At 67.1% G+C, this 18,432-nt stretch carries 20 protein-coding genes; 13 read left to right on the top strand and 7 right to left on the bottom strand.

Going from position 1 to position 18,432, the window contains the following annotated elements:
• The first annotated feature begins 72 nt into the window (after positions 1–72).
• Positions 73–744 carry a DUF4190 domain-containing protein gene (locus ACZYZF_RS17205; protein ID WP_463746433.1) on the top strand — a complete coding sequence of 224 codons (672 nt, stop codon included), beginning with the start codon at positions 73–75 and terminating at the stop codon, positions 742–744.
• Positions 745–790: 46 nt separating this feature from the next.
• On the opposite strand, the gene ACZYZF_RS17200 is transcribed toward ACZYZF_RS17205, so the two are convergent.
• Positions 791–1,756: an HpcH/HpaI aldolase/citrate lyase family protein gene (locus ACZYZF_RS17200; RefSeq protein WP_463836339.1), complete on the bottom strand. Its 966-nt coding sequence runs from the start codon at positions 1,754–1,756 to the stop codon at positions 791–793.
• Between the two features lie 25 nt (positions 1,757–1,781).
• Between ACZYZF_RS17200 and ACZYZF_RS17195 the strand changes: the two genes are divergently transcribed.
• The 4 genes from ACZYZF_RS17195 (at position 1,782) to ACZYZF_RS17180 (ending at position 6,244) form a co-directional block, all read left to right on the top strand.
• Positions 1,782–3,068, top strand: coding sequence for a magnesium transporter MgtE N-terminal domain-containing protein (locus ACZYZF_RS17195; RefSeq protein ID WP_463746431.1), 1,287 nt, complete (start codon positions 1,782–1,784; stop codon positions 3,066–3,068).
• Positions 3,065–3,610 (top strand): DUF1003 domain-containing protein, encoded by a 546-nt coding sequence (locus ACZYZF_RS17190; RefSeq protein ID WP_463746430.1) that lies wholly within the window; start codon positions 3,065–3,067, stop codon positions 3,608–3,610. Before ACZYZF_RS17195 ends, ACZYZF_RS17190 begins: the two co-directional genes overlap by 4 nt.
• A 146-nt stretch (positions 3,611–3,756) precedes the next feature.
• On the top strand, positions 3,757–5,052 hold the full coding sequence (locus tag ACZYZF_RS17185) for a lytic transglycosylase domain-containing protein (protein WP_463746582.1): 1,296 nt from the start codon (positions 3,757–3,759) through the stop codon (positions 5,050–5,052).
• A gap of 49 nt (positions 5,053–5,101) precedes the next feature.
• Positions 5,102–6,244, top strand: a complete 1,143-nt coding sequence (locus ACZYZF_RS17180) for an Mrp/NBP35 family ATP-binding protein (RefSeq protein WP_463746429.1) — start codon at positions 5,102–5,104, stop codon at positions 6,242–6,244.
• Between the two features lie 11 nt (positions 6,245–6,255).
• On the opposite strand, the gene tatB is transcribed toward ACZYZF_RS17180, so the two are convergent.
• From tatB to sigE, 4 genes are all read right to left on the bottom strand, one after another.
• Positions 6,256–6,657 carry a Sec-independent protein translocase protein TatB gene (tatB, locus tag ACZYZF_RS17175; protein WP_463746428.1) on the bottom strand — a complete coding sequence of 134 codons (402 nt, stop codon included), beginning with the start codon at positions 6,655–6,657 and terminating at the stop codon, positions 6,256–6,258.
• 2 nt (positions 6,658–6,659) lie between these two features.
• Positions 6,660–8,156, bottom strand: a complete 1,497-nt coding sequence (gene htrA, locus ACZYZF_RS17170) for a serine protease HtrA (protein WP_463746427.1) — start codon at positions 8,154–8,156, stop codon at positions 6,660–6,662.
• 78 nt (positions 8,157–8,234) lie between these two features.
• Complete coding sequence (gene rseA, locus ACZYZF_RS17165; RefSeq protein ID WP_463746426.1) at positions 8,235–8,633, bottom strand: anti-sigma E factor RseA; 399 nt, start codon at positions 8,631–8,633, stop codon at positions 8,235–8,237.
• 77 nt (positions 8,634–8,710) lie between these two features.
• Entirely contained in the window at positions 8,711–9,490 is a 780-nt protein-coding gene (gene sigE, locus ACZYZF_RS17160; protein WP_463746425.1) for an RNA polymerase sigma factor SigE, read from the bottom strand.
• A gap of 174 nt (positions 9,491–9,664) precedes the next feature.
• Here sigE and ACZYZF_RS17155 point away from each other — a divergent pair, with 174 nt between their 5' ends.
• The 7 genes from ACZYZF_RS17155 (at position 9,665) to ACZYZF_RS17125 (ending at position 15,682) form a co-directional block, all read left to right on the top strand.
• Positions 9,665–10,309, top strand: a complete 645-nt coding sequence (locus tag ACZYZF_RS17155) for an O-methyltransferase (RefSeq protein WP_463746424.1) — start codon at positions 9,665–9,667, stop codon at positions 10,307–10,309.
• 118 nt (positions 10,310–10,427) lie between these two features.
• Positions 10,428–11,096, top strand: a complete 669-nt coding sequence (locus ACZYZF_RS17150) for a TetR/AcrR family transcriptional regulator (RefSeq protein ID WP_463746423.1) — start codon at positions 10,428–10,430, stop codon at positions 11,094–11,096.
• Positions 11,093–11,986, top strand: a complete 894-nt coding sequence (locus ACZYZF_RS17145) for an ABC transporter ATP-binding protein (RefSeq protein ID WP_463746422.1) — start codon at positions 11,093–11,095, stop codon at positions 11,984–11,986. The genes ACZYZF_RS17150 and ACZYZF_RS17145 overlap by 4 nt, the downstream gene beginning before the upstream one ends.
• The gene (locus tag ACZYZF_RS17140) at positions 11,983–13,575 is read left to right on the top strand and encodes an ABC transporter permease (RefSeq protein WP_463746421.1); all 1,593 of its coding nucleotides are present in this window, start codon (positions 11,983–11,985) and stop codon (positions 13,573–13,575) included. The genes ACZYZF_RS17145 and ACZYZF_RS17140 overlap by 4 nt, the downstream gene beginning before the upstream one ends.
• Before the next feature lie 19 nt (positions 13,576–13,594).
• Positions 13,595–14,269: a methyltransferase family protein gene (locus tag ACZYZF_RS17135; protein ID WP_463746420.1), complete on the top strand. Its 675-nt coding sequence runs from the start codon at positions 13,595–13,597 to the stop codon at positions 14,267–14,269.
• 10 nt (positions 14,270–14,279) lie between these two features.
• Entirely contained in the window at positions 14,280–14,954 is a 675-nt protein-coding gene (locus ACZYZF_RS17130; RefSeq protein ID WP_463746419.1) for a methyltransferase family protein, read from the top strand.
• A gap of 83 nt (positions 14,955–15,037) precedes the next feature.
• Positions 15,038–15,682: a DUF4126 domain-containing protein gene (locus ACZYZF_RS17125; RefSeq protein WP_463746418.1), complete on the top strand. Its 645-nt coding sequence runs from the start codon at positions 15,038–15,040 to the stop codon at positions 15,680–15,682.
• 5 nt (positions 15,683–15,687) lie between these two features.
• Here the strand turns inward: ACZYZF_RS17125 and glgC are convergent, their stop codons facing one another.
• Complete coding sequence (glgC, locus tag ACZYZF_RS17120) at positions 15,688–16,902, bottom strand: glucose-1-phosphate adenylyltransferase (protein WP_454791424.1); 1,215 nt, start codon at positions 16,900–16,902, stop codon at positions 15,688–15,690.
• A 100-nt stretch (positions 16,903–17,002) separates the two neighbouring features.
• Here glgC and glgA point away from each other — a divergent pair, with 100 nt between their 5' ends.
• Positions 17,003–18,178 (top strand): glycogen synthase, encoded by a 1,176-nt coding sequence (glgA, locus tag ACZYZF_RS17115; RefSeq protein WP_463836338.1) that lies wholly within the window; start codon positions 17,003–17,005, stop codon positions 18,176–18,178.
• Positions 18,179–18,198: 20 nt separating this feature from the next.
• Here glgA and ACZYZF_RS17110 read toward each other — a convergent pair whose 3' ends face one another.
• Positions 18,199–18,366, bottom strand: a complete 168-nt coding sequence (locus ACZYZF_RS17110) for a DUF3117 domain-containing protein (RefSeq protein ID WP_003885506.1) — start codon at positions 18,364–18,366, stop codon at positions 18,199–18,201.
• Between the last annotated feature and the right edge of the window lie 66 nt (positions 18,367–18,432).

Raw genomic sequence — 18,432 nt, 5'->3', positions numbered from 1 at the left:
GCCCTCACACCGGAATTGGTGCCGGAGTCACGCCCCCTTTGGCGTCATTGTCCGTGCGCTAGGTTGATCAGCATGACAAACGCGGACGGCAACGCGGGCGAAACGCCGCCATCCGACCCCGCTTCCCAACCGTCTGAACCGTTGTCCAACGGCTACGAAGCACCTTCCATCGAGCACTCCCAGGATCGGCCGGATACCGGCGCGGCGCAACCGTCGTACGAGTTCGCGCCGCCGAATACCGAAATCGGCGGACCCCATCCGCCGGCGATCGACTACCCCGCCGACATTCCGTACGACTATCCGCCGCCGCCGGGTCTGCCGCCGTCGTTCCCGGGCGCCCCCAGCTATCCCCCGCCGCCCGGATATCCGCCGCCGCCGGGCTACGGGGCCTTCGGATACCCCGGATATCCCGCTGGCTACGGGATGCCACCCTCGAACCCCACCAACAGCATGGCGATCGGATCGCTGGTCGCCTCGATCCTCTCGCTGCCTCTGTTCGCCGCGTGCGGGATCGGACTGCTCCCCGCCCTGCTCGGTATCGGTCTGGGGATCGTCGCGCTCAACCAGATCAAGCAGAGCGCACAGCCGGGTTTCGGTCCGGGGAGCGCACAGCCGGGTTTCGGTCCGCGGAGCGAGCAGCCGGGCCACGGCCTGGCGATCGCCGGCATCGCGCTCGGCGCATTCGGCACCCTGCTCAACGGGGGCTGGCTACTGTTCTTCCTGGGCGCCGTATTCGCCGCCTAGCCCGGCCTCGCCGCCCCAAACCCGGTGCGGCACAGCATGACTCGATCTAACTCGGTGGGCGGAACGGTTCGGCCTGCCGCGTCATTCCCGCCGCGCGACCCTTGCCCGCGATCACCAGTGCCATCTTGCGGCTGGCCTCGTCGATCATCTCGTCGCCCAGCATGACCGCTCCCCTGGACCCACCGGCCTGCGAGGTGTGCCACTCGTAGGCGTCCAGGATCAACTCCGCGTGATCGTAATCGGCTTGGCGCGGGCTGAAGATCTCGTTGCCCGCCTCGATCTGATCCGGATGCAGCACCCACTTGCCGTCGTAGCCGAGAGCGGCCGAGCGGCCGGCCACCCGGCGGAACCCGTCGACATCGCGCACCTTGACGTACGGCCCGTCGATCGCGTTGATGCCGCGACTACGCGCGGCGATCAGGATGCGCATCAGCACGTGGTGATGGGCATCTCCGATGTCATACCCGTCGGGCTGCCCACCGACCTCCAGAGTGCGCATGTTGAGGCTGGCCGCCATGTCCCCGGGCCCGAGCACCAGCGCCTGCACCCGTGGGGCGGCTGCGATCGCATCGACATTGGTCAGTCCCTGCGCATTCTCGATCTGTGCCTCGATGCCGATCCGGCCGGGTTCCAGGCCGTGAGTGCTCTCCAGCTGTGACAACAGCAGATCGAGTGCCTGGACATGCGCCACCTCGGTCACCTTGGGCAACACGATGAGATCGATGGACGCCCCGGCCGAAGCCACAGTGGACACCACTTCGATCACGTCGGCGTAGGTCCACGGTGTGGTCCAGTCGTTGACCCGTACGCCACGCAGCTGTCCTGCCCAGCCGTCGCCGGCCAACGCCGCCGCGACCTGGGTCCGGGCCGCCGCCTTGGCCTCAGGGGCCACCGCGTCCTCAAGGTCGAGGAACACTTCGTCAGCAGGCAGACTTCTGGCCTTCTCGATCATCTTCAGGCTGCTACCCGGAACCGAGAGGCACGTTCGGCGGGGTCGATACGTGTTCTCCACGACCACAGTCTCTACCCTTTGACTCATGGCGGCGGTGAACAGGGTCTACGCGGCCCGGCTTGCGGGGATGGTGGTGCTGGGCCCCGACGGGGAGTCCATCGGCCGTGTCCGCGACGTGGTGATCAGCATCAGCATCGTCCGCCAGCAACCGCGAGTTCTCGGCCTGGTGGTCGAATTGCTCACCCGACGAAGGATTTTCGTTCCGATCCTGCGGGTCACCGCGATCGAGCCCGGCTCGGTGACACTGGCCACCGGCAGCGTGTCGCTACGCCGCTTCGCCCAACGACCCGGCGAGGTGCTGGTTTTGGGCCAGGTGCTGGAAACCCGGGTGCGCGTCGACGATCCAGACCTGGAGCAGCTGGCCGGAATCGACGTCGTGGTAGTCGATCTGGGCATCGAGCAGACCCGGACCCGGGACTGGGTGGTGACCCGGGTGGCGGTGCGGCCACAACGTCGCTTGGGGCGGCGCACCAACATCCACGTCGTGGAGTGGCAGAACGTGCACGGCCTCACCCCGTCCGGTCTGGCGATGCCCGACCAGGGAGTGGCCTCGCTACTCGAGCAGTTCGACGGACAACGACCGATCGAGGTGGCCGAGGCCTTGCGTGAACTGCCGGTCAAGCGGCGCTATGAGTTGTACCGGGCGTTCGACGACGAGCGGTTGGCCGACGTGTTGCAGGAGCTGCCCGAGGACGAGCAGGCCGCGGTGCTGCGCCAGCTGAACACCGAGCGCGCCGCCGACGTCCTGGAGGCGATGGATCCCGACGACGCCGCCGACGTGCTGGGGGCGATGACCCCGGCCGATGCCGAGACCCTGCTGCGCAAGATGGACCCCGAGGATTCCGAGGATGTGCGACGGCTGCTGGCCCATTCACCGGACACAGCGGGCGGCTTGATGACCAGTGAGCCGGTGGTGCTGGCACCTGACACCACCGTCGCCGAGGCGCTGGCGCGGATCCGCGACCCCGACCTCACGCCGGCGCTGGCCTCGATGGTCTTCGTCACGCGGCCCCCCAGCGCCACCCCGACCGGGCAGTACCTGGGCTGCGTCCACCTGCAGCGGTTGCTGCGCGAACCGCCTGCGGCACTGGTCAGCGGCATCGCCGACACCGATCTGCCCAGCCTGAGCCCGGCCGACTCGCTGGCCGCGGTGACCCGCTACTTCGCCGCGTACAACCTGGTGTGCGGCCCGGTGGTCGATGAGGAGAACCACCTGCTGGGCGCGGTGTCGGTCGACGACGTGCTCGACCACATGCTGCCCGACGACTGGCGTGAACGCGACGAGCCCGAGCTCCCGGCGGCGGGCTCATGAGCGAATCGACGGCGCGCCAGCGGCTGGACACCCCGCGCACGACCCGCGGCTTCGGGCTGCATGTCGACATCGAGGCAGTGGGGGCGTTCAGCGAGTCGATCGCCCGATTCCTCGGCACCGGGCGCTACCTGGCCATTCAGACGATCGTGGTGATCGTCTGGATCGCCCTCAACATCGGTGTATTTGCATTCCAGTGGGATCCGTACCCGTTCATCCTGCTCAACCTGGCCTTCTCGACCCAGGCCGCCTATGCCGCCCCGCTCATCCTGCTGGCCCAGAACCGGCAGGAGAACCGGGACCGGGTCTCACTCGAGGAGGACCGGCGCCGGGCCGAACAGACCAAGGCCGATACCGAGTACCTGGCCCGCGAGCTGGCGTCGCTGCGGCTGGCGGTCGGCGAGGTGGTGACCCGCGATTACCTGCGCCGCGAGTTGGAAGAACTGCGTGAGCTGATCACCGAACTCAGCTTGCCCGCCGATACCGACCGGCCGAGCACGAGCAAAGCCGACGGGGCCGAGCGCCGGTCCAAACGCAGTGGTTGATCACGCTGTCGACCATTGTCGTAACAAGCGAAACCGCGACTATGTATGGTGACTTGGTTCACAACATGGTATTTGGCCAAAGCCGACCGAAGGACGGGTAAGTGCGCGTAGGGGGAGGAGCGGTGATCGCAACCGCTCGGCGCCGTATGAGCCAGCTCGTGCGCTCGCCCGCGCTCGGCGTGGCCGTCCTGGCTCCCATCGTGCTGGTCGCCGGCGCCGGGTCTTCCGCCTCGGATGTCGACATGTCCAACACCGCGGTCACGCCGCTGGCCGCCGTGGAACGCCACGTCGATCGCTCGGGTCCGGCAGTGGTCGCCGCGGCCAGGCCCCCGACCAACTTCCGGATCAAGTCGATGAACACCATCTCGGCTCCTCCGCCTGCTTTCGTCGTCAATTCCCCTGGCGCCCTTGGCATTCCAGGGTCTTCACTCAAGGCATACCGCAACGCCGAACGGATGATGGCCGCTGCCTATCCCGGCTGCGGTATCAGCTGGAATCTGCTGGCCGGTATCGGACGGATCGAATCCGGCCACGCCAACGGCGGCGCCACCGACGCCCGCGGCACCGCGGTGCGCCCGATCTACGGCCCTGCTCTCGACGGCACTCTGCCGGGCAACGAAGTCATCATCCAGAGCGCTCAGGCCGGACGGGTCTCCTACGTCCGCGCCATGGGGCCGATGCAGTTCCTGCCCGGAACCTGGGCCAGGTACGCCTCCGATGGAGACGGCGACGGCAAGGCCGATGTGCAGAACGTGTTCGATTCAGCGCTCGCGGCCGCCCGCTACCTGTGTAGTGGTGGGCTCAACCTGCGGGACCAGTCGCAGGTCATGACGGCCATCCTCCGGTACAACAACTCGGTGGCCTACGCCCGGAACGTGCTGGGCTGGGCCGCGGCGTACGCCACCGGTGTGGTGCCGGTCGACCTGCCCGAGATCACCGGGTCCATCCCCCCGATCGGCGATTCGCACCTGGACCACGCCGAAGGCCTCGGACCGGGCCTGCCGACTGATGCCACCGGGCTGCCCGCGGGCGATCCGCTGGCCCTGATCCCGCTGCTCAACCGCAACGAGACCGGCACGCAGAACGTCCCCGGATTCGCTCCGGGCCAGGTGCTCGGCCCGCTGCCGGGTCCGGCACAGGCCGTCCCGTCGGAGACGCCGCCGGCCGCCCCGCCGCCATGGGTCCCGCCGTGGGAGCAACCGCGCCAGCCTGCGTGCGTGGTGTTCTGCCTGGGTGAACAGACTCCCCCGCCGGCTCCCGCACCGCCGCTGGGACCGCCCGCTGCTCCGGCCCCTGGACCCGCGCTTGGACCTGGACCTGGACCGCTGCAGACTCCGCCGCCAGGGCCGGTGCCTGCCGCCCCGATCGGCCCACCGATCGAGGCCGCGCCTGCGGCCCCGGGGCTCGGCCCCGCACCGGGTCCGGCCCCAGGTCCGGCCTGACACCGGCCTGAATCCAGCTCGCGGCACCGTCGCCGTAGACTCGGCGGTGATGTCCGAATCTGCCACTGAGCTGCAATCCGCGGTTCGCGCCGCGCTGGCCAAGGTGATCGACCCCGAATTGCGGAAGCCGATCACCGAACTCGGCATGGTCAAGAACATCTCGATCGAGGCCGACCACGGCGTCCATGTCGAGATCTACCTGACCACTGCGGCCTGCCCGAAGAAGACCGAGATCGCCGATCTGGTGACGGCCGCCGTCACCGACGTGCCCGGCACCGGCGCCGTCAAGGTGAGCCTGGATGTGATGAACGACGAGCAGCGCGCCGAACTGCGCACGCTGTTGCGTGGTGATTCCCGCGAACCGGTGATCCCGTTCGCCCAGCCCAATTCACTCACCCGGGTCTACGCCGTGGCCTCCGGCAAGGGCGGTGTGGGCAAGTCGAGCGTGACGGTCAACCTGGCCGCCGCGATGGCCGCCCGCGGGCTGTCCGTCGGCCTCTTGGACGCCGACATCTACGGCCATTCGGTGCCGCGCATGATGGGCACCGCCGACCGGCCCACCCAGGTCGACTCCATGATCCTGCCCCCGATCGCACACGAGGTGAAGGTCATCTCGATCGCCATGTTCACGCAGGGCAACACGCCTGTCGTGTGGCGTGGGCCGATGCTGCACCGGGCCCTGCAGCAGTTCCTGGCCGACGTGTACTGGGGCGATCTGGACGTGTTGCTGCTCGATCTGCCGCCCGGTACGGGCGATATCGCCATCTCGGTGGCCCAACTGATCCCGGGTGCCGAGATCCTCGTGGTGACCACTCCGCAGATGGCTGCCGCCGAGGTGGCCGAGCGGGCCGGCGCGATCGCGTTGCAGACCCGCCAGCGCATCGCCGGCGTGGTGGAGAACATGTCGGGCCTGCAGCTGCCCGACGGCACCGTCATGCAACTGTTCGGTGAGGGCGGCGGCCGTCAGGTCGCCGAGTCGCTGACCCGTTCGGTGGGCGCCGAAGTGCCGCTGCTGGGCCAGGTCCCGCTGGATCCGGCGTTGGTGGCGGCCGGTGACTCCGGGGTGCCGCTGGTGTTGTCGGCGCCCGAATCAGCGGCAGGCGCCGAGCTGCGCAAGATCGCCGACGGATTGACGGCTCGCAAGCGCGGCCTGGCCGGGATGTCGCTGGGTCTGGATACCGCGCGGCGCTAGAGCGCCGAGCCCTAGGTGGCGTCAGGGTCGAACGTCGGGCCGGCCGGCTTGTCCGTCGGCGTGGCCTCGATCTGGCTGGCGGGCTTGTCGCCCGGCACCGAGGGCTGATTGTTGCGCTCGTCGATGGCGCCGGTCAGGAAAGAATCGTCACCGTCGAGCAAATGCTTGGTGATCGCTGCCCGCGGGGTCATGCCGCGTAGCTTCTGCAGTTCGGCGAGGGGTTCGCGGAGATCGTCGAATTCCGGGCCGAGGTCCTGGCGCAACTGACTGGTGGCTCCGCTGACGTAGTCGCGTGCCTGCTTCAGGGCACCCGAGGTCCACCGGATGGCACCGGGCAGGCGCTCCGGCCCCAGGATCACCAGACCGGCGATCACCAGGACCAGCATCTCCCCCCACCCGATGTTCGCGAACATCGCTACTGCGCTTTTTGATCGTCGCCGATCGGCGTGACCATGAAGGTCATGGGCCGACCATCGCGAAGCACCTCGATCGGCGATTCCTGCCCGATCTTGAGCTGGCGCACCGCAACAACCATCTCATCGGCGTCGGCGACCTTGCGGTCCCCGACCTTGACCACCACGTCGTTCTCCAGGATGCCGGCCCTCTCGGCGGGGCCTCCGGCGTTGACGTTCCGGACCTGCGCACCCGAGGCCACGCTGTTGCTCACGGTCACAGCGGTCAGCAGCAGCGTCGGATGGGCCACCTTGCCGTCCTTGATCAGGTTCTCGACGACCTGCTTGACCTCGTTGACGGGAATCGCGAAGCCGAGGCCACTGGCGCTGTCCGACAAGGACTTTCCGGCCGTGTTGATCCCGATCACCTCGGAGGACATGTTGATCAGCGGGCCACCGGAGTTGCCGTGGTTGATCGAGGCATCGGTCTGGAGCCCGTCGATCACGGTGTCGGTGTCCGAACCTTCGCCCGAGAGCGGCACCGGCCGGTGCAGCGCGCTGATGATGCCGTGGGTGACCGTGCTGCGGAGCCCCAGCGGGGCGCCGGCCGCGATGACTTCCTCGCCGACGCGCACCTTCTCGGAATCGCCCATCCGCGCAACGACGAGGTTGTCGACGTTGTCGACCTTGAGCACCGCCAGGTCGGTCTTGGGGTCGCGGCCGACCAGGTTGGCCGGTACTTCCTTGCCGTCGTTGAACACCACGGTGATCTGGTAGTCGGCGGGCTTGCTGGCGGCGTCGGAGATCACGTGGTTGTTGGTGACGATGTAGCCCTTGCCGTCGACCACGACGCCCGAGCCCTGTGAGCCTTCGGTCTTGCTCTTGGCCTCGATGGTGACAACCGAATCCTCGACCGCCGAGGCGACCGTGGCGAAACGGCCGGCGTCCGGGGACGGGAGGTCACCGGTCTCCAGCGTCACTTTCGAGGTGGTGAAGGCCTGCACGGTCCCCGCGGTCTTCTGTCCGACCCAGCCACCGATCGCACCGACCACGAGCGTGATCAGGAGCAGCACGACCAGCGCGATCCACGACACCCGGCCACCGAACAGCACCTCGCGTGCGCCCAGCTTGCCGACCGGCGCCGGTACGACCGTCGGCGCGAGGGGCGCCTGTGCGGGTGCGCCCAGTGCCGGGACGGCACCCGGATTGCGCCACGGATCGTCGACGTCGTCGCCACCTGCGGTCCGCTCGGCTTCGAGTGCCCCGGCATCGGTGGGATGGCGCTGCAGTGTGTCATCGCTGTCGGAGGGACGGCTGAACGCCTCGGCCAGCACGGGATCCGGCGGTAAGTCCTTGGGGGCGTAATCGCCCTGGTCCTGGTACTTGTCCGCACCGAGGAACGAGCCGTCGACACCGGCGGGCCGGCCGAACGTGCGCTGCGACAACTGGTCGACGGGTGGCCGCTCGACAGGGCGCGGTTCCAGACGGCCGCTCTCGTCGGACTGGTCCTGATTGGTCACCGGTGTATCACTCTCTATCGGAGCGCCCGCCCCAGCCGGATAGGCCGACGCCGGTCACTGATCGCCTTGTGGTCCAGCCTACCGGCGCTTACGCCGACTCCGCGTCGGGTCATCAGCAAACTGAGGCTGTTCACCGGCGTCAGCCGAGGGCTGCGGACTGTGGTGCGGTATCTGCGACAACAGTCCCAACAGGGAATTCGGAATGGCTATCGGACAGGAGTCCCGCAATGCGGCCCGGGCCTGACCCTGGGCATCGACCTCGGCAGCGCAGTCCGGGCAGAGGGACAGGTGGTGTGCGGCCCGCAGGTGGGCACTCATCCGCAGCTCTCCGTCGACGAAGGCCGCGATGGCCTCAGTTGACAGGTGCTCGGTGGAACCGAACTGCCGAGGCGCGCCTACCGGTGCATCGCTCTGCGAGGCGAACTGCGCAGGCAGCCAGGAGAATGCGCGACGGAACACATGTCCCGGGTCGACCATCGCCCAGCTCCTCTCGCCACGACCAAATGTCCTGACCCGAATGTAGCGCGACCTGGCGCGCTGAACACCAACCACCACTAGGCGGATTTGGCGGTTTCCGGCGAGTGCTTCGCCAGATACTCGCGCAGGGCCTGCCGACCGCGGTGAATGCGGCTGCGCACCGTGCCGAGCTTCACGCCCAGCGTGGCGCCGATTTCTTCGTAGGACAGACCCTCGATGTCACACAGGACAACGGCGGCGCGGAACTCCGGCGCCAGCGAGTCCAGAGCGGCCTGGAGATCGGCCCCCAGTCGCGAGTCGTGGTAGATCTGCTCAGGGTTCGGGTCGTCGGCCGGCACCCGGTCGTAATCCTCGGGCAGCGCCTCCATGCGGATGCGGCCGCGGCGACGGACCATGTCCAGGAACAGGTTGGTGGTGATGCGGTGCAGCCACCCCTCGAAGGTTCCGGGCTGGTAGTTCTGCACGGAGCGGAACACCCTGATGAAGGTTTCCTGGGTCAGGTCCTCGGCATCGTGCTGGTTACCCGAGAGGCGGTAGGCCAGCCGGTACACCCGGTCAGCGTGCTGGCGCACCAGCTCGTCCCATGACGGCATGGCCGCATGATCGCCGGTCGCGTCGAAGACGGCGGTGCCGGTCAACTCATCGGACGGCTCCACCCATTCACCTGCGGTGAATTGCTCCAGATGGGCCATTGTCACCGGGGCGGCCTGGGTGGCAGGGTTCGAGGTAACAGCGTTCGCGCTCGTCGGATCCTCCTGATCACAGTTTTCACTCAGCTCAACACGACTGACGACGTCGCTATTCCGATTGCTGTCCTGGTTGTGCTGGGCAGTGCGCCAGCGGGCGCCGTGTTCCATGCGGATACCGTTCCTGATCCCGGTGTGGCAGGCATATGAGCAATCTGAACTTTCCCTGAGAAAGCCGACGATACGTCCGATTACCTGCGCGAACCAGCGAATTTCCGACGGTGATACTTGACACCCACGGGCGTGTCGCGACGACGCCCCCGGCCTCTGGCCTACGCTGCGGGCATGGTCAGCTCCAACCCCGGTCGCGCCGAGGCGATCGTCACGCATGCCGAACGGTCGATCTCCGAAGACGAGATCGTCGCGGCTGCTCGTGAGCGGGCCGAAGAACTCGGCGCCGGCGCGGTGACCCCGGCCGTCGGAGCGTTGCTGAGCGTGCTCGCACGCCTCACCGGGGGCAAGGCGGTGGTCGAGGTCGGCACGGGCGCGGGCGTCAGCGGATTGTGGCTGCTGTCCGGCATGAGCGACGACGGTGTGCTGACCACCATCGACGTCGAGCCCGAGCATCAGCGCATCGCCAAGCAGGGGTTCAGCGAGGCCGGAGTCGGCCCGGGACGTACCCGGCTGATCAGCGGTCGCGCCCAGGAGGTGCTGACCCGCCTGGCCGACGAGTCCTACGACCTGGTGTTCATCGACGCCGATCCGATCGACCAACCTCAGTTCGTGTCCGAAGGCGTGCGTCTGCTGCGCCCCGGCGGCGCGATCGTGCTGCACCGGGCCGCGCTCGGCGGCCGGGCCGGTGACGCCTCGGCCAACGATGCCGAGGTCGGCGCCGTGCGTGAGGCAGCCCGGCTGATCGCCGAGGACGAGCGGCTCACGCCCGTACTCATCCCCTTGGGTGACGGCCTGCTCGCCGCCGCTCGCGACTGACCTTTCTCCCGCGAGCGGGCATTCTTTTCTCCCGCGAGCGGGCATTTCGCGATCTTTACGGATTCCTGACGCGGCATCCCCTTGACCGCACACTGAACGCATGTTTAGCGTATTGAACATGCGTTCAGTCGATGATCGAACAGCGATGGCCCGGATCCGGGATGCCGCGATCGAGCAGTACGGGCAGCACGGATTCAGCGTGGGACTGCGCAGCATCGCCGAGGCCGCGGGTGTCAGCGCCGCCCTGGTGATCCACCACTTCGGATCCAAGGAGGGGCTGCGCAAGGCGTGCGACGCCTACGTGGCCGAGGTGGTGCGCGAAGCCAAAACCGAGTCACTGCAGAGCGCTGACCCCGCGACGTGGATGGCCCAGATGGCCGAGATCGAGTCCTACGCGCCGCTGATGGCCTACCTGGTCCGCAGCATGCAGTCCGGAAGCGATCTGGCGAAGACGTTCTGGCGCACCATGGTCGACAACGCCGAGCAGTATCTGGAGGAGGGCGTGCGGACCGGGCTGCTCAAACCCAGCCGCGACCCACGGGCCCGGGCGAGGTTCATGGCGATATGCAGTGGCGGCGGGTTCCTGCTGTACCTGCAGATGCACGACGACCCGGCGGATCTGCGCCGGGTACTACGCGATTACGGCGAGGACATGATGCTCCCCGCTCTCGAGCTCTACACCGAGGGCCTGATGGCCGACTCGACCATGTACGACGCCTTCCTGCATCAGCGCGAACAAGGCACCCCGTTCAGTTCCACGTCAACCGAGACCAAGGAGCCAGCGTGAACAACTCCGTCGAAATCCGCGGACTGTCGAAATCTTTCGGGCGCACCAAAGCCCTCGATGGACTGAACCTGACCGTGTCCCCCGGTGATGTCACAGGTTTCCTCGGACCCAACGGGGCCGGTAAGTCCACCACGATCCGGGTGCTGCTGGGTCTGTTGCGCGCCGACGGCGGCACGGTCCGGCTCCTGGGCGGCGACCCGTGGCGCGACGCGGTCGCCCTGCACCGCCGGATCGCCTACGTCCCCGGCGATGTCACGTTGTGGCCCAACCTGACCGGAATGCAGGCCATCGACTTCCTGTGCCGGCTGCGCGGCAACGGCGTCGATACGCGGCGCCGCGACGAACTGATCGAACGATTCGAACTGGACCCAGACAAAAAGGCCCGAACCTACTCCAAGGGCAACCGGCAGAAGGTCGCCATCGTCGCGGCGTTCAGCTGCCATTCCGATCTCTACATTCTCGATGAGCCGACCTCGGGGCTGGACCCGTTGATGGAACGGGCATTTCAGCAATGTGTCGCCGAGGTGGCGGGCCAGGGCGCGGCGGTCCTGCTGTCCAGCCACATACTGGCCGAGGTCGAAAAGCTCTGCGACAACGTGACGATCATCCGGTCGGGACGCACGGTGCGTTCCGGCACCCTCGCCGAGTTGCGGCACCTGATGCGCACCAAGGTCACCGCGCGCACCCGCTCCGACGGCCGGGCGCTGCAGAACACCCCCTACGTGCACGACTTCACGAGCAACGATGGCTCGGTGAGCTTCTCGGTGGACCGCACCGACCTCGAATTCACCTTGGAGCACCTGACTGACCTCGGCATCGAAGATCTGACCGTCACACCGGCTTCGCTGGAGGACATGTTCCTGCGCGAGTACCAGGGGGTGACCCGGTGAACACCGCGACCCGCACGAGCACGTCACCATTGACCGGCATCGAAACGCTGCTGCGGCTGGCGCTGCGCCGCGACCGGGTGCGGCTGAGCGTGTGGGTCGCCGTCGTCACCTTGATGATGGTGTACGCCCCCAACGCAATTCGACTGGCCTACCCCGGGGAGGAACAACGCCTGGCCCGGGTCAACCTGCTCAAGACACCCGCCGGGATGATGCTCGGCGGGCCGATGTTCAGTGTCAACGAGACCGACCTCGGCGTGATGATGGCCAACGAACTGACCCTCACTCTGATCATCGCGACCTCAATCCTGTCAATTCTCACCGTGATTCGTCATACCCGGGCCGAGGAGGAGAACGGCAGCGCCGAGCTCGTGTTGTCCTCGGTGGTGGGCCGCTACGCACGGACCGCCGCGGCGCTGGTCCTGGTCGGCGGAGTCAACGCAGTGCTGGCGATCACGATGACGCTGGCGATGGCCTCCACCGGCTTCGCAATCGTCGACACCGCCGCCATGTCTCTGGGCATCACCGGGGTCGCGATGGTGTTCGGTGCGGTCGCCGCCGTCACCGCCCAACTCTGGCGCCAGTCCCGCACTGCGTCGGGCGCGGCGATGGCGGCACTGGCGGTCGCCGCGCTGATCCGTGGGGCCGGTGACGTCATCGACAACTCCGGCAGTGCCTTGAGCTGGTTCTCCCCCATCGCCTGGGCACAGCAGATGCGACCGTTCGTCGATCTGCGCTGGTGGCCGTTCGGGTTGCTGGTCATTCTGGCGCTCGGATTGATGGCAACAGCCGCCGTGCTGGAGAGCCGTCGCCAGTACGACGCGGGCACCATCGCATCCACGGGCGAGAAACCCGACGCCCCCGTCATCACCGGCTCCCTGCGACTGCACCTGACGCTGCAGCGCGGTCAGACGATCGGCTGGGCTCTGGGACTGTTCGTGGCCGGGCTGGTGTTCGGGTCGATGACGAAAGCGCTGTTGGATGCGGCCAAGACCAACGAGTTGATCGCCAGATTGCTGTCCACAACGGGCAATGACGGCATCTACACCACCATGACGCAGTTCCTCGCCGCGGCGGCCAGCGCGTACGTCGCGTCGGTGGTGCTGCGGGTGCACACCGACGAGCAGAACGGGTTGGGCGAGCCGGTGCTGGCCGGTGCGGTGTCACGCCGGCGCTGGCTGCTCGGCGCGGTCGGCTGCGCGCTGGCGGGGGCGGCGGCACTGATGTTCTTCGCCGGTCTCGGCAACGGCATCGGTGCCGGGCTGACACTCGGCGAGCCGGGTACGGTCATCCGCCTCACCCTGGCCGCATTGGCATATCTACCCGCACTGGCGGTGGTGGCCTCGATCGCGGCCATGGCTGTGGCCCTGCGGTCGCCGTGGATCGCCTGGCTGGCAGTCACATTCGTCATCACCGCGCTGTACCTCGGGGCGCTGCTACGGCTCCCGCGCTGGCTGATCGAGCTGTCCCCGGTGGGGCAGACCACCGTGCCCAGCCAGTTCCCCGCCACCGCACTGGTGGTGATGCTGATCGTCGCAACGGTTTTGGCAGCCGTCGCGGGATGGATCTATCGCAACCGCGACGCGGTGTGAATCGAACAGGAGGCAGTTGATGAAACTCGTAGTTCAGACGATCGCTTCGGGCGTGCTCGGGCTGGCGTTCTTCGCGGCCACGCTATTCTGGCCGGCCGGCACGTTCCACTATTGGCAGGCCTGGGTTTTCATCGCCGTGTTCATGGCCACCACCATGATCCCGAGCATCTACCTCGCGGTCAGAGATCCCGCCGCCCTGCAACGACGCCTCCACGGCGGGCCGACCGCGGAAACGCGGATCGTGCAGAAGATCATCATCTGGGCGGTGACCGGATCGGCCTTCGCGGCGTTCATCGTCAGCGCGCTCGACCACCGGTTCGGCTGGTCGGATGTGCCGATTGCGGTGGTCGTCCTCGGCAACATCCTGGTGGCGGTCGGGCTCGTCCTCGCGCAAACGGTGGTCTTCCAGAACAGCTTCGCCGGAGCCAGCATCCGAGTGGAGGACGAACAACCGCTCGTCTCGACGGGTCTGTACGGTCTGGTCCGTCACCCGATGTACTTCGGCGCGGTGCTGATGATGTTCGGCACGCCGCCGGCGCTGGGTTCCTACTGGGCCTTGCTGGTGTCCATCGCCTCGATACCGATTTTCGGAGTTCGGATCGTCGACGAGGAGAAGATGTTGCGCACCGAGCTCGACGGCTACGACGAGTACACCCGGAAGGTCCGCTACCGGTTGCTCCCCTACGTCTGGTGAGGAGGGCGACGTGAAGATCGGGCTACAGGCAGCGGTGTCCGCCGTCGTCGGCTTTGCGGTCTTCGGGATCCTCGTCTTCACGCCTGCCGGCACGTTCGACTACTGGCGCGGCTGGGTTTTCATCGCCGTATTCGCGGCCGTCTCGACATTGCCCAGCATCTACCTCGCCGTACGCGATCCGGCGGCACTGCGACGCCGAATGCAGGCCGGGCCGAGCGCCGAGACCCGGCCGGTGCAGAAATTCGCGAGCGCGATGGCGTTCCTGTTGGTCGCGGTCATCATCGTGGCCAGTGCACTTGATTATCGGTTCGGATGGTCAGCCGTACCCACGATCGTGTCGGTGCTCGGTAATGCGTTGGTAGCGATCGGACTCGGCATTGCGATGCTCGTGATCATCCAGAACAGCTATGCGGCCGCCAACATCAAGGTGGAGGCCGGCCAGACGGTGGTGACCACCGGTCTCTACGGACTGGTCCGCCATCCGATGTACGCCGGCAACGTGATCATGATGATCGGCATCCCGCCGGCCCTCGGCTCGTATTGGGGATTGCTGTTCGTGATCCCGGGCCTGGCGGTACTCGCCATGCGCGTCGTCGACGAGGAGAAGATGTTGCGCACCGAACTCGACGGCTACGACGAGTACACCCGGGAGGTCCGCTACCGACTGCTCCCCTACGTCTGGTGAGCCACGTTCCTGGCGGAACGCGGCCCAGAGCGGATAACGGCGAACTGCCGGGTACCCGGCCGAGTTAGCCGCATACTGCAGTGATGGAACTGTTGACCGGCTTCGGCCTGGCCACTGCGGCGGGGCTCAATGCCTACATCCCGTTGCTGGCCCTCGGCCTGCTGTCACGCTTCACCCATCTGGTGTCACTGCCGGCGGGGTGGTCGTGGCTCGAGAACGGCTGGGTGATGGCGATCGTCGCGGTGTTGCTGGTGGTCGAGGTGGTCGCCGACAAGATCCCCGCACTCGACTCCGTCAACGACACCATCCAGACCTTCGTCCGTCCCACCGCAGGCGGAATCGTCTTCGGGTCGGGCACCGCGTCGCAGACCGCCGCTGTCGCCGATCCGGGCGCGTTCGCCCAGTCCGGCCAGTGGATTCCGGTGGCGATCGGCGCGGTCACCGCACTCGTGGTGTCGCTGACCAAATCGACGGTGCGTCCGGCCGCCAACATCGCCACCGCCGGGGTCGCCGCCCCGGTGCTGTCCACTGTCGAGGACGTCACCAGTGTCGGATTGGTCTTCGTGGCGATCCTGCTCCCGGTACTGGTGCTCGTTGCCCTAGTGGCCCTGATCTGGGGCGCATTCCGGCTGTGGCGGTGGCGCCGACGCCGGGTAGAGGCCAAGGTCGGCGTCAACGCACGTAGCAATGCCACGCGCCGGCCCGCCGCGGTAGATCCCTGGGAGTAGACGCGTCAGATCCAGACGCCCTTGCCGACCGCCACCACGCCGCCCGCACTGATCGCGAACCGTTCCCGGTCCTTGTCGAGGTCCACGCCCACCATCTCGCCCGGACCGACCACCACGTTCTTGTCGAGGATCGCGTGGCGCACCACGGCGCCGCGGCCGATCCGCACGCCCGGCATCAGCACGCTGCCCTCCACGATGGCGCCATCGTCGATCACCACGTTGGAGGACAACACCGAATTGCGTACCGATGCCGCGGAAATGATGCTGCCGGCGCCGACGACGGACTCTTGCGCCGAGCCACCGTTGACGAATTTGGCCGGAGCCAGCATCTCCATCTCGCCTCGGATCGGCCAGCGCTTGTTGTAGAGGTTGAAGACCGGGTGCACCGATACGAGGTCCATGTGTGCGTCGTAGAAAGCGTCCAGAGTTCCGACGTCGCGCCAATAGCCGTGGTCGCGTTCGGTGGCCCCGGGCACCTCGTTGTTGTTGAAGTCGTACACCGCCGCCATCCCGTCGGACACCAGTCGCGGGATGATGTCGCCGCCCATGTCGTGGTCGGAGTGGTCGTCGTCGGCATCGGCGCGGATCGCGTCGATGAGCACCTTCGTGGTGAAGATGTAATTGCCCATCGACACGAAGGTCTGCTCGGGATCATCGGGCGTGCCCGGCGGGTCCGCGGGCTTCTCGACGAAATCCTTGATGCGCCCGGAGTCGTCGGCATCGATGCAGCCGAACGCGCTTGCCTCTGCACGCGGCACCCGGATTCCGGCCACGGTGGCCCCGGCCCCGCTGTCGATGTGGAACCGCAGCATCTGCTCGGGATCCATGCGATACACGTGGTCGGCGCCGAAGATGATGATGTAGTCGGGATCTTCGTCGTAGATCAGGTTGAGCGACTGGTAGATCGCGTCCGCCGATCCCGTGTACCAACGCGGCCCGAGCCGCTGCTGGGCCGGCACCGGGGTGATGTACTCACCGGCCAGACCCGACAGGCGCCAATTCTGGCTGATGTGACGGTCCAGTGAATGCGACTTGTATTGCGTCAGAACGCAGATCCGTAAGTAGCGGGCGTTGACGAGATTCGACAGCACGAAGTCGATCAGCCGGTAGGCGCCGCCGAAGGGAACTGCCGGCTTGGCGCGATCGGCGGTCAACGGATACAACCGTTTGCCCTCCCCCCCGGCCAGAACGATGCCCAGCACATGTGGCAACTCCCTCATGCGTCCAAACCTATCCGCCAACCAGCACCGCGGCCAGCCAATGGCAACAGAAGTCTGCGGCGCGTAGCTAGACCCGCCCAGACCTACTACCGTCTCGGATATGCGGGTGGCCATGATGACTCGGGAATATCCACCCGAGGTGTACGGCGGTGCCGGTGTGCATGTGACCGAACTCGTCGCCCAGCTGCGTCAGCTTTGCGATGTCGACGTGCATTGCATGGGCGCCCCGCGTGACGGGGCCTTCGTGGCGCAACCCGATGCTGCGTTGCGCGGTGCCAACCCGGCCTTGTCGACGCTGTCCGCGGACCTCAACATGGTCAACTCGGCCAGCACACCGGACCGGGCAGCCACGGTGGTGCATTCGCACACCTGGTATGCCGGGATGGCCGGGCATCTCACCGGGCTGCTCTACGGCATCCCCCACGTGCTGACCGCGCATTCCCTGGAGCCGCTGCGGCCGTGGAAGGCCGAGCAACTCGGCGGGGGTTACCGGGTGTCCTCATGGGTGGAGCGCACCGCGATCGAGGCCGCCGACGCGGTGATCGCGGTGAGTTCCGGCATGCGCCACGACGTGCTACGCACCTATCCGGCACTCGACCCGAGCCGGGTCCACGTGGTACGCAACGGGATCGACACCGATGTCTGGTACCCAGCGCCGCCGGCCGACGCCGACTCGGTGCTCGCCGAACTCGGCGTTGACCTGAGCCGCCCGATCGTGGCGTTCGTCGGTCGCATCACCCGCCAGAAGGGTGTGGCCCACCTGGTGGCCGCGGCCCACCGGTTCAGCCCTGAGGTGCAGCTGGTGTTGTGCGCCGGCGCCCCCGACACCCCCGAGATCGCTGCGGAGGTGTCCTCGGCGGTGGCCGAGCTTGCCCAGGCGCGCACCGGCGTGTTCTGGTTGCGCGAAATGCTGCCGATCAATAAGATTCGCGAAATACTTTCTGCTGCAACAGTTTTCGTATGTCCATCGGTGTACGAGCCGTTGGGCATCGTGAACCTGGAAGCGATGGCATGTTCGACGCCGGTGGTCGCCTCCGACGTCGGCGGTATCCCCGAGGTCGTCGCCGACCGACAGACCGGGCTACTCGTGCACTACGACGCCAGTGACCCGCGCTTCTTCGAGATGCGTCTGGCCGATGCGGTCAACTCACTCGTGGCCGAGCCGGAAACTGCCCGAAAGTACGGGGAGGCCGGACGTCAACGCTGCATCGCCGAGTTCTCCTGGGCGCACATCGCTGAACAAACCCTGGAGATATACCGCAAGGTGTCCGCCTGAGCGGACACCTTGCGAGTCGATCAGCTGGTGACGGCCTTGAGCTCGTCGCCCAGCGCAGCGGCCTCGTCGGGAGTCAGTTCGACAACGAGGCGGCCACCGCCTTCCAGCGGTACTCGCATAACGATTCCTCGCCCCTCTTTGGTTGCTTCTAGTGGACCGTCACCAGTCCGGGGCTTCATCGCCGCCATCGAGTGCTCCCTCCAACAGTGCCGACCCGCGTCAGCGGGCCAGGTTGGGGCCGAAGCCGCCCACTC

Source organism: Mycobacterium sp. IDUB_24 (assembly GCF_055419385.1).
This window is presented reverse-complemented; position numbering and strand designations above follow the sequence as displayed.

Excerpts from the sequence above, each read along its gene's own strand:
- ACZYZF_RS17190 (WP_463746430.1), top strand. The coding sequence starts at position 3,065 with ATGAGCGAATCGACGGCGCGCCAGCGGCTGGACACCCCGCGCACGACC.
- tatB (WP_463746428.1), bottom strand. The coding sequence starts at position 6,657 with ATGTTCGCGAACATCGGGTGGGGGGAGATGCTGGTCCTGGTGATCGCC.
- sigE (WP_463746425.1), bottom strand. The coding sequence starts at position 9,490 with ATGGAACACGGCGCCCGCTGGCGCACTGCCCAGCACAACCAGGACAGC.
- ACZYZF_RS17135 (WP_463746420.1), top strand. The coding sequence starts at position 13,595 with ATGAAACTCGTAGTTCAGACGATCGCTTCGGGCGTGCTCGGGCTGGCG.
- ACZYZF_RS17195 (WP_463746431.1), top strand. The coding sequence starts at position 1,782 with ATGGCGGCGGTGAACAGGGTCTACGCGGCCCGGCTTGCGGGGATGGTG.
- ACZYZF_RS17125 (WP_463746418.1), top strand. The coding sequence starts at position 15,038 with ATGGAACTGTTGACCGGCTTCGGCCTGGCCACTGCGGCGGGGCTCAAT.
- rseA (WP_463746426.1), bottom strand. The coding sequence starts at position 8,633 with ATGGTCGACCCGGGACATGTGTTCCGTCGCGCATTCTCCTGGCTGCCT.
- glgA (WP_463836338.1), top strand. The coding sequence starts at position 17,003 with ATGCGGGTGGCCATGATGACTCGGGAATATCCACCCGAGGTGTACGGC.
- ACZYZF_RS17205 (WP_463746433.1), top strand. The coding sequence starts at position 73 with ATGACAAACGCGGACGGCAACGCGGGCGAAACGCCGCCATCCGACCCC.
- ACZYZF_RS17150 (WP_463746423.1), top strand. The coding sequence starts at position 10,428 with ATGCGTTCAGTCGATGATCGAACAGCGATGGCCCGGATCCGGGATGCC.
- glgC (WP_454791424.1), bottom strand. The coding sequence starts at position 16,902 with ATGAGGGAGTTGCCACATGTGCTGGGCATCGTTCTGGCCGGGGGGGAG.
- ACZYZF_RS17155 (WP_463746424.1), top strand. The coding sequence starts at position 9,665 with ATGGTCAGCTCCAACCCCGGTCGCGCCGAGGCGATCGTCACGCATGCC.
- ACZYZF_RS17180 (WP_463746429.1), top strand. The coding sequence starts at position 5,102 with ATGTCCGAATCTGCCACTGAGCTGCAATCCGCGGTTCGCGCCGCGCTG.
- ACZYZF_RS17110 (WP_003885506.1), bottom strand. The coding sequence starts at position 18,366 with ATGGCGGCGATGAAGCCCCGGACTGGTGACGGTCCACTAGAAGCAACC.
- ACZYZF_RS17185 (WP_463746582.1), top strand. The coding sequence starts at position 3,757 with ATGAGCCAGCTCGTGCGCTCGCCCGCGCTCGGCGTGGCCGTCCTGGCT.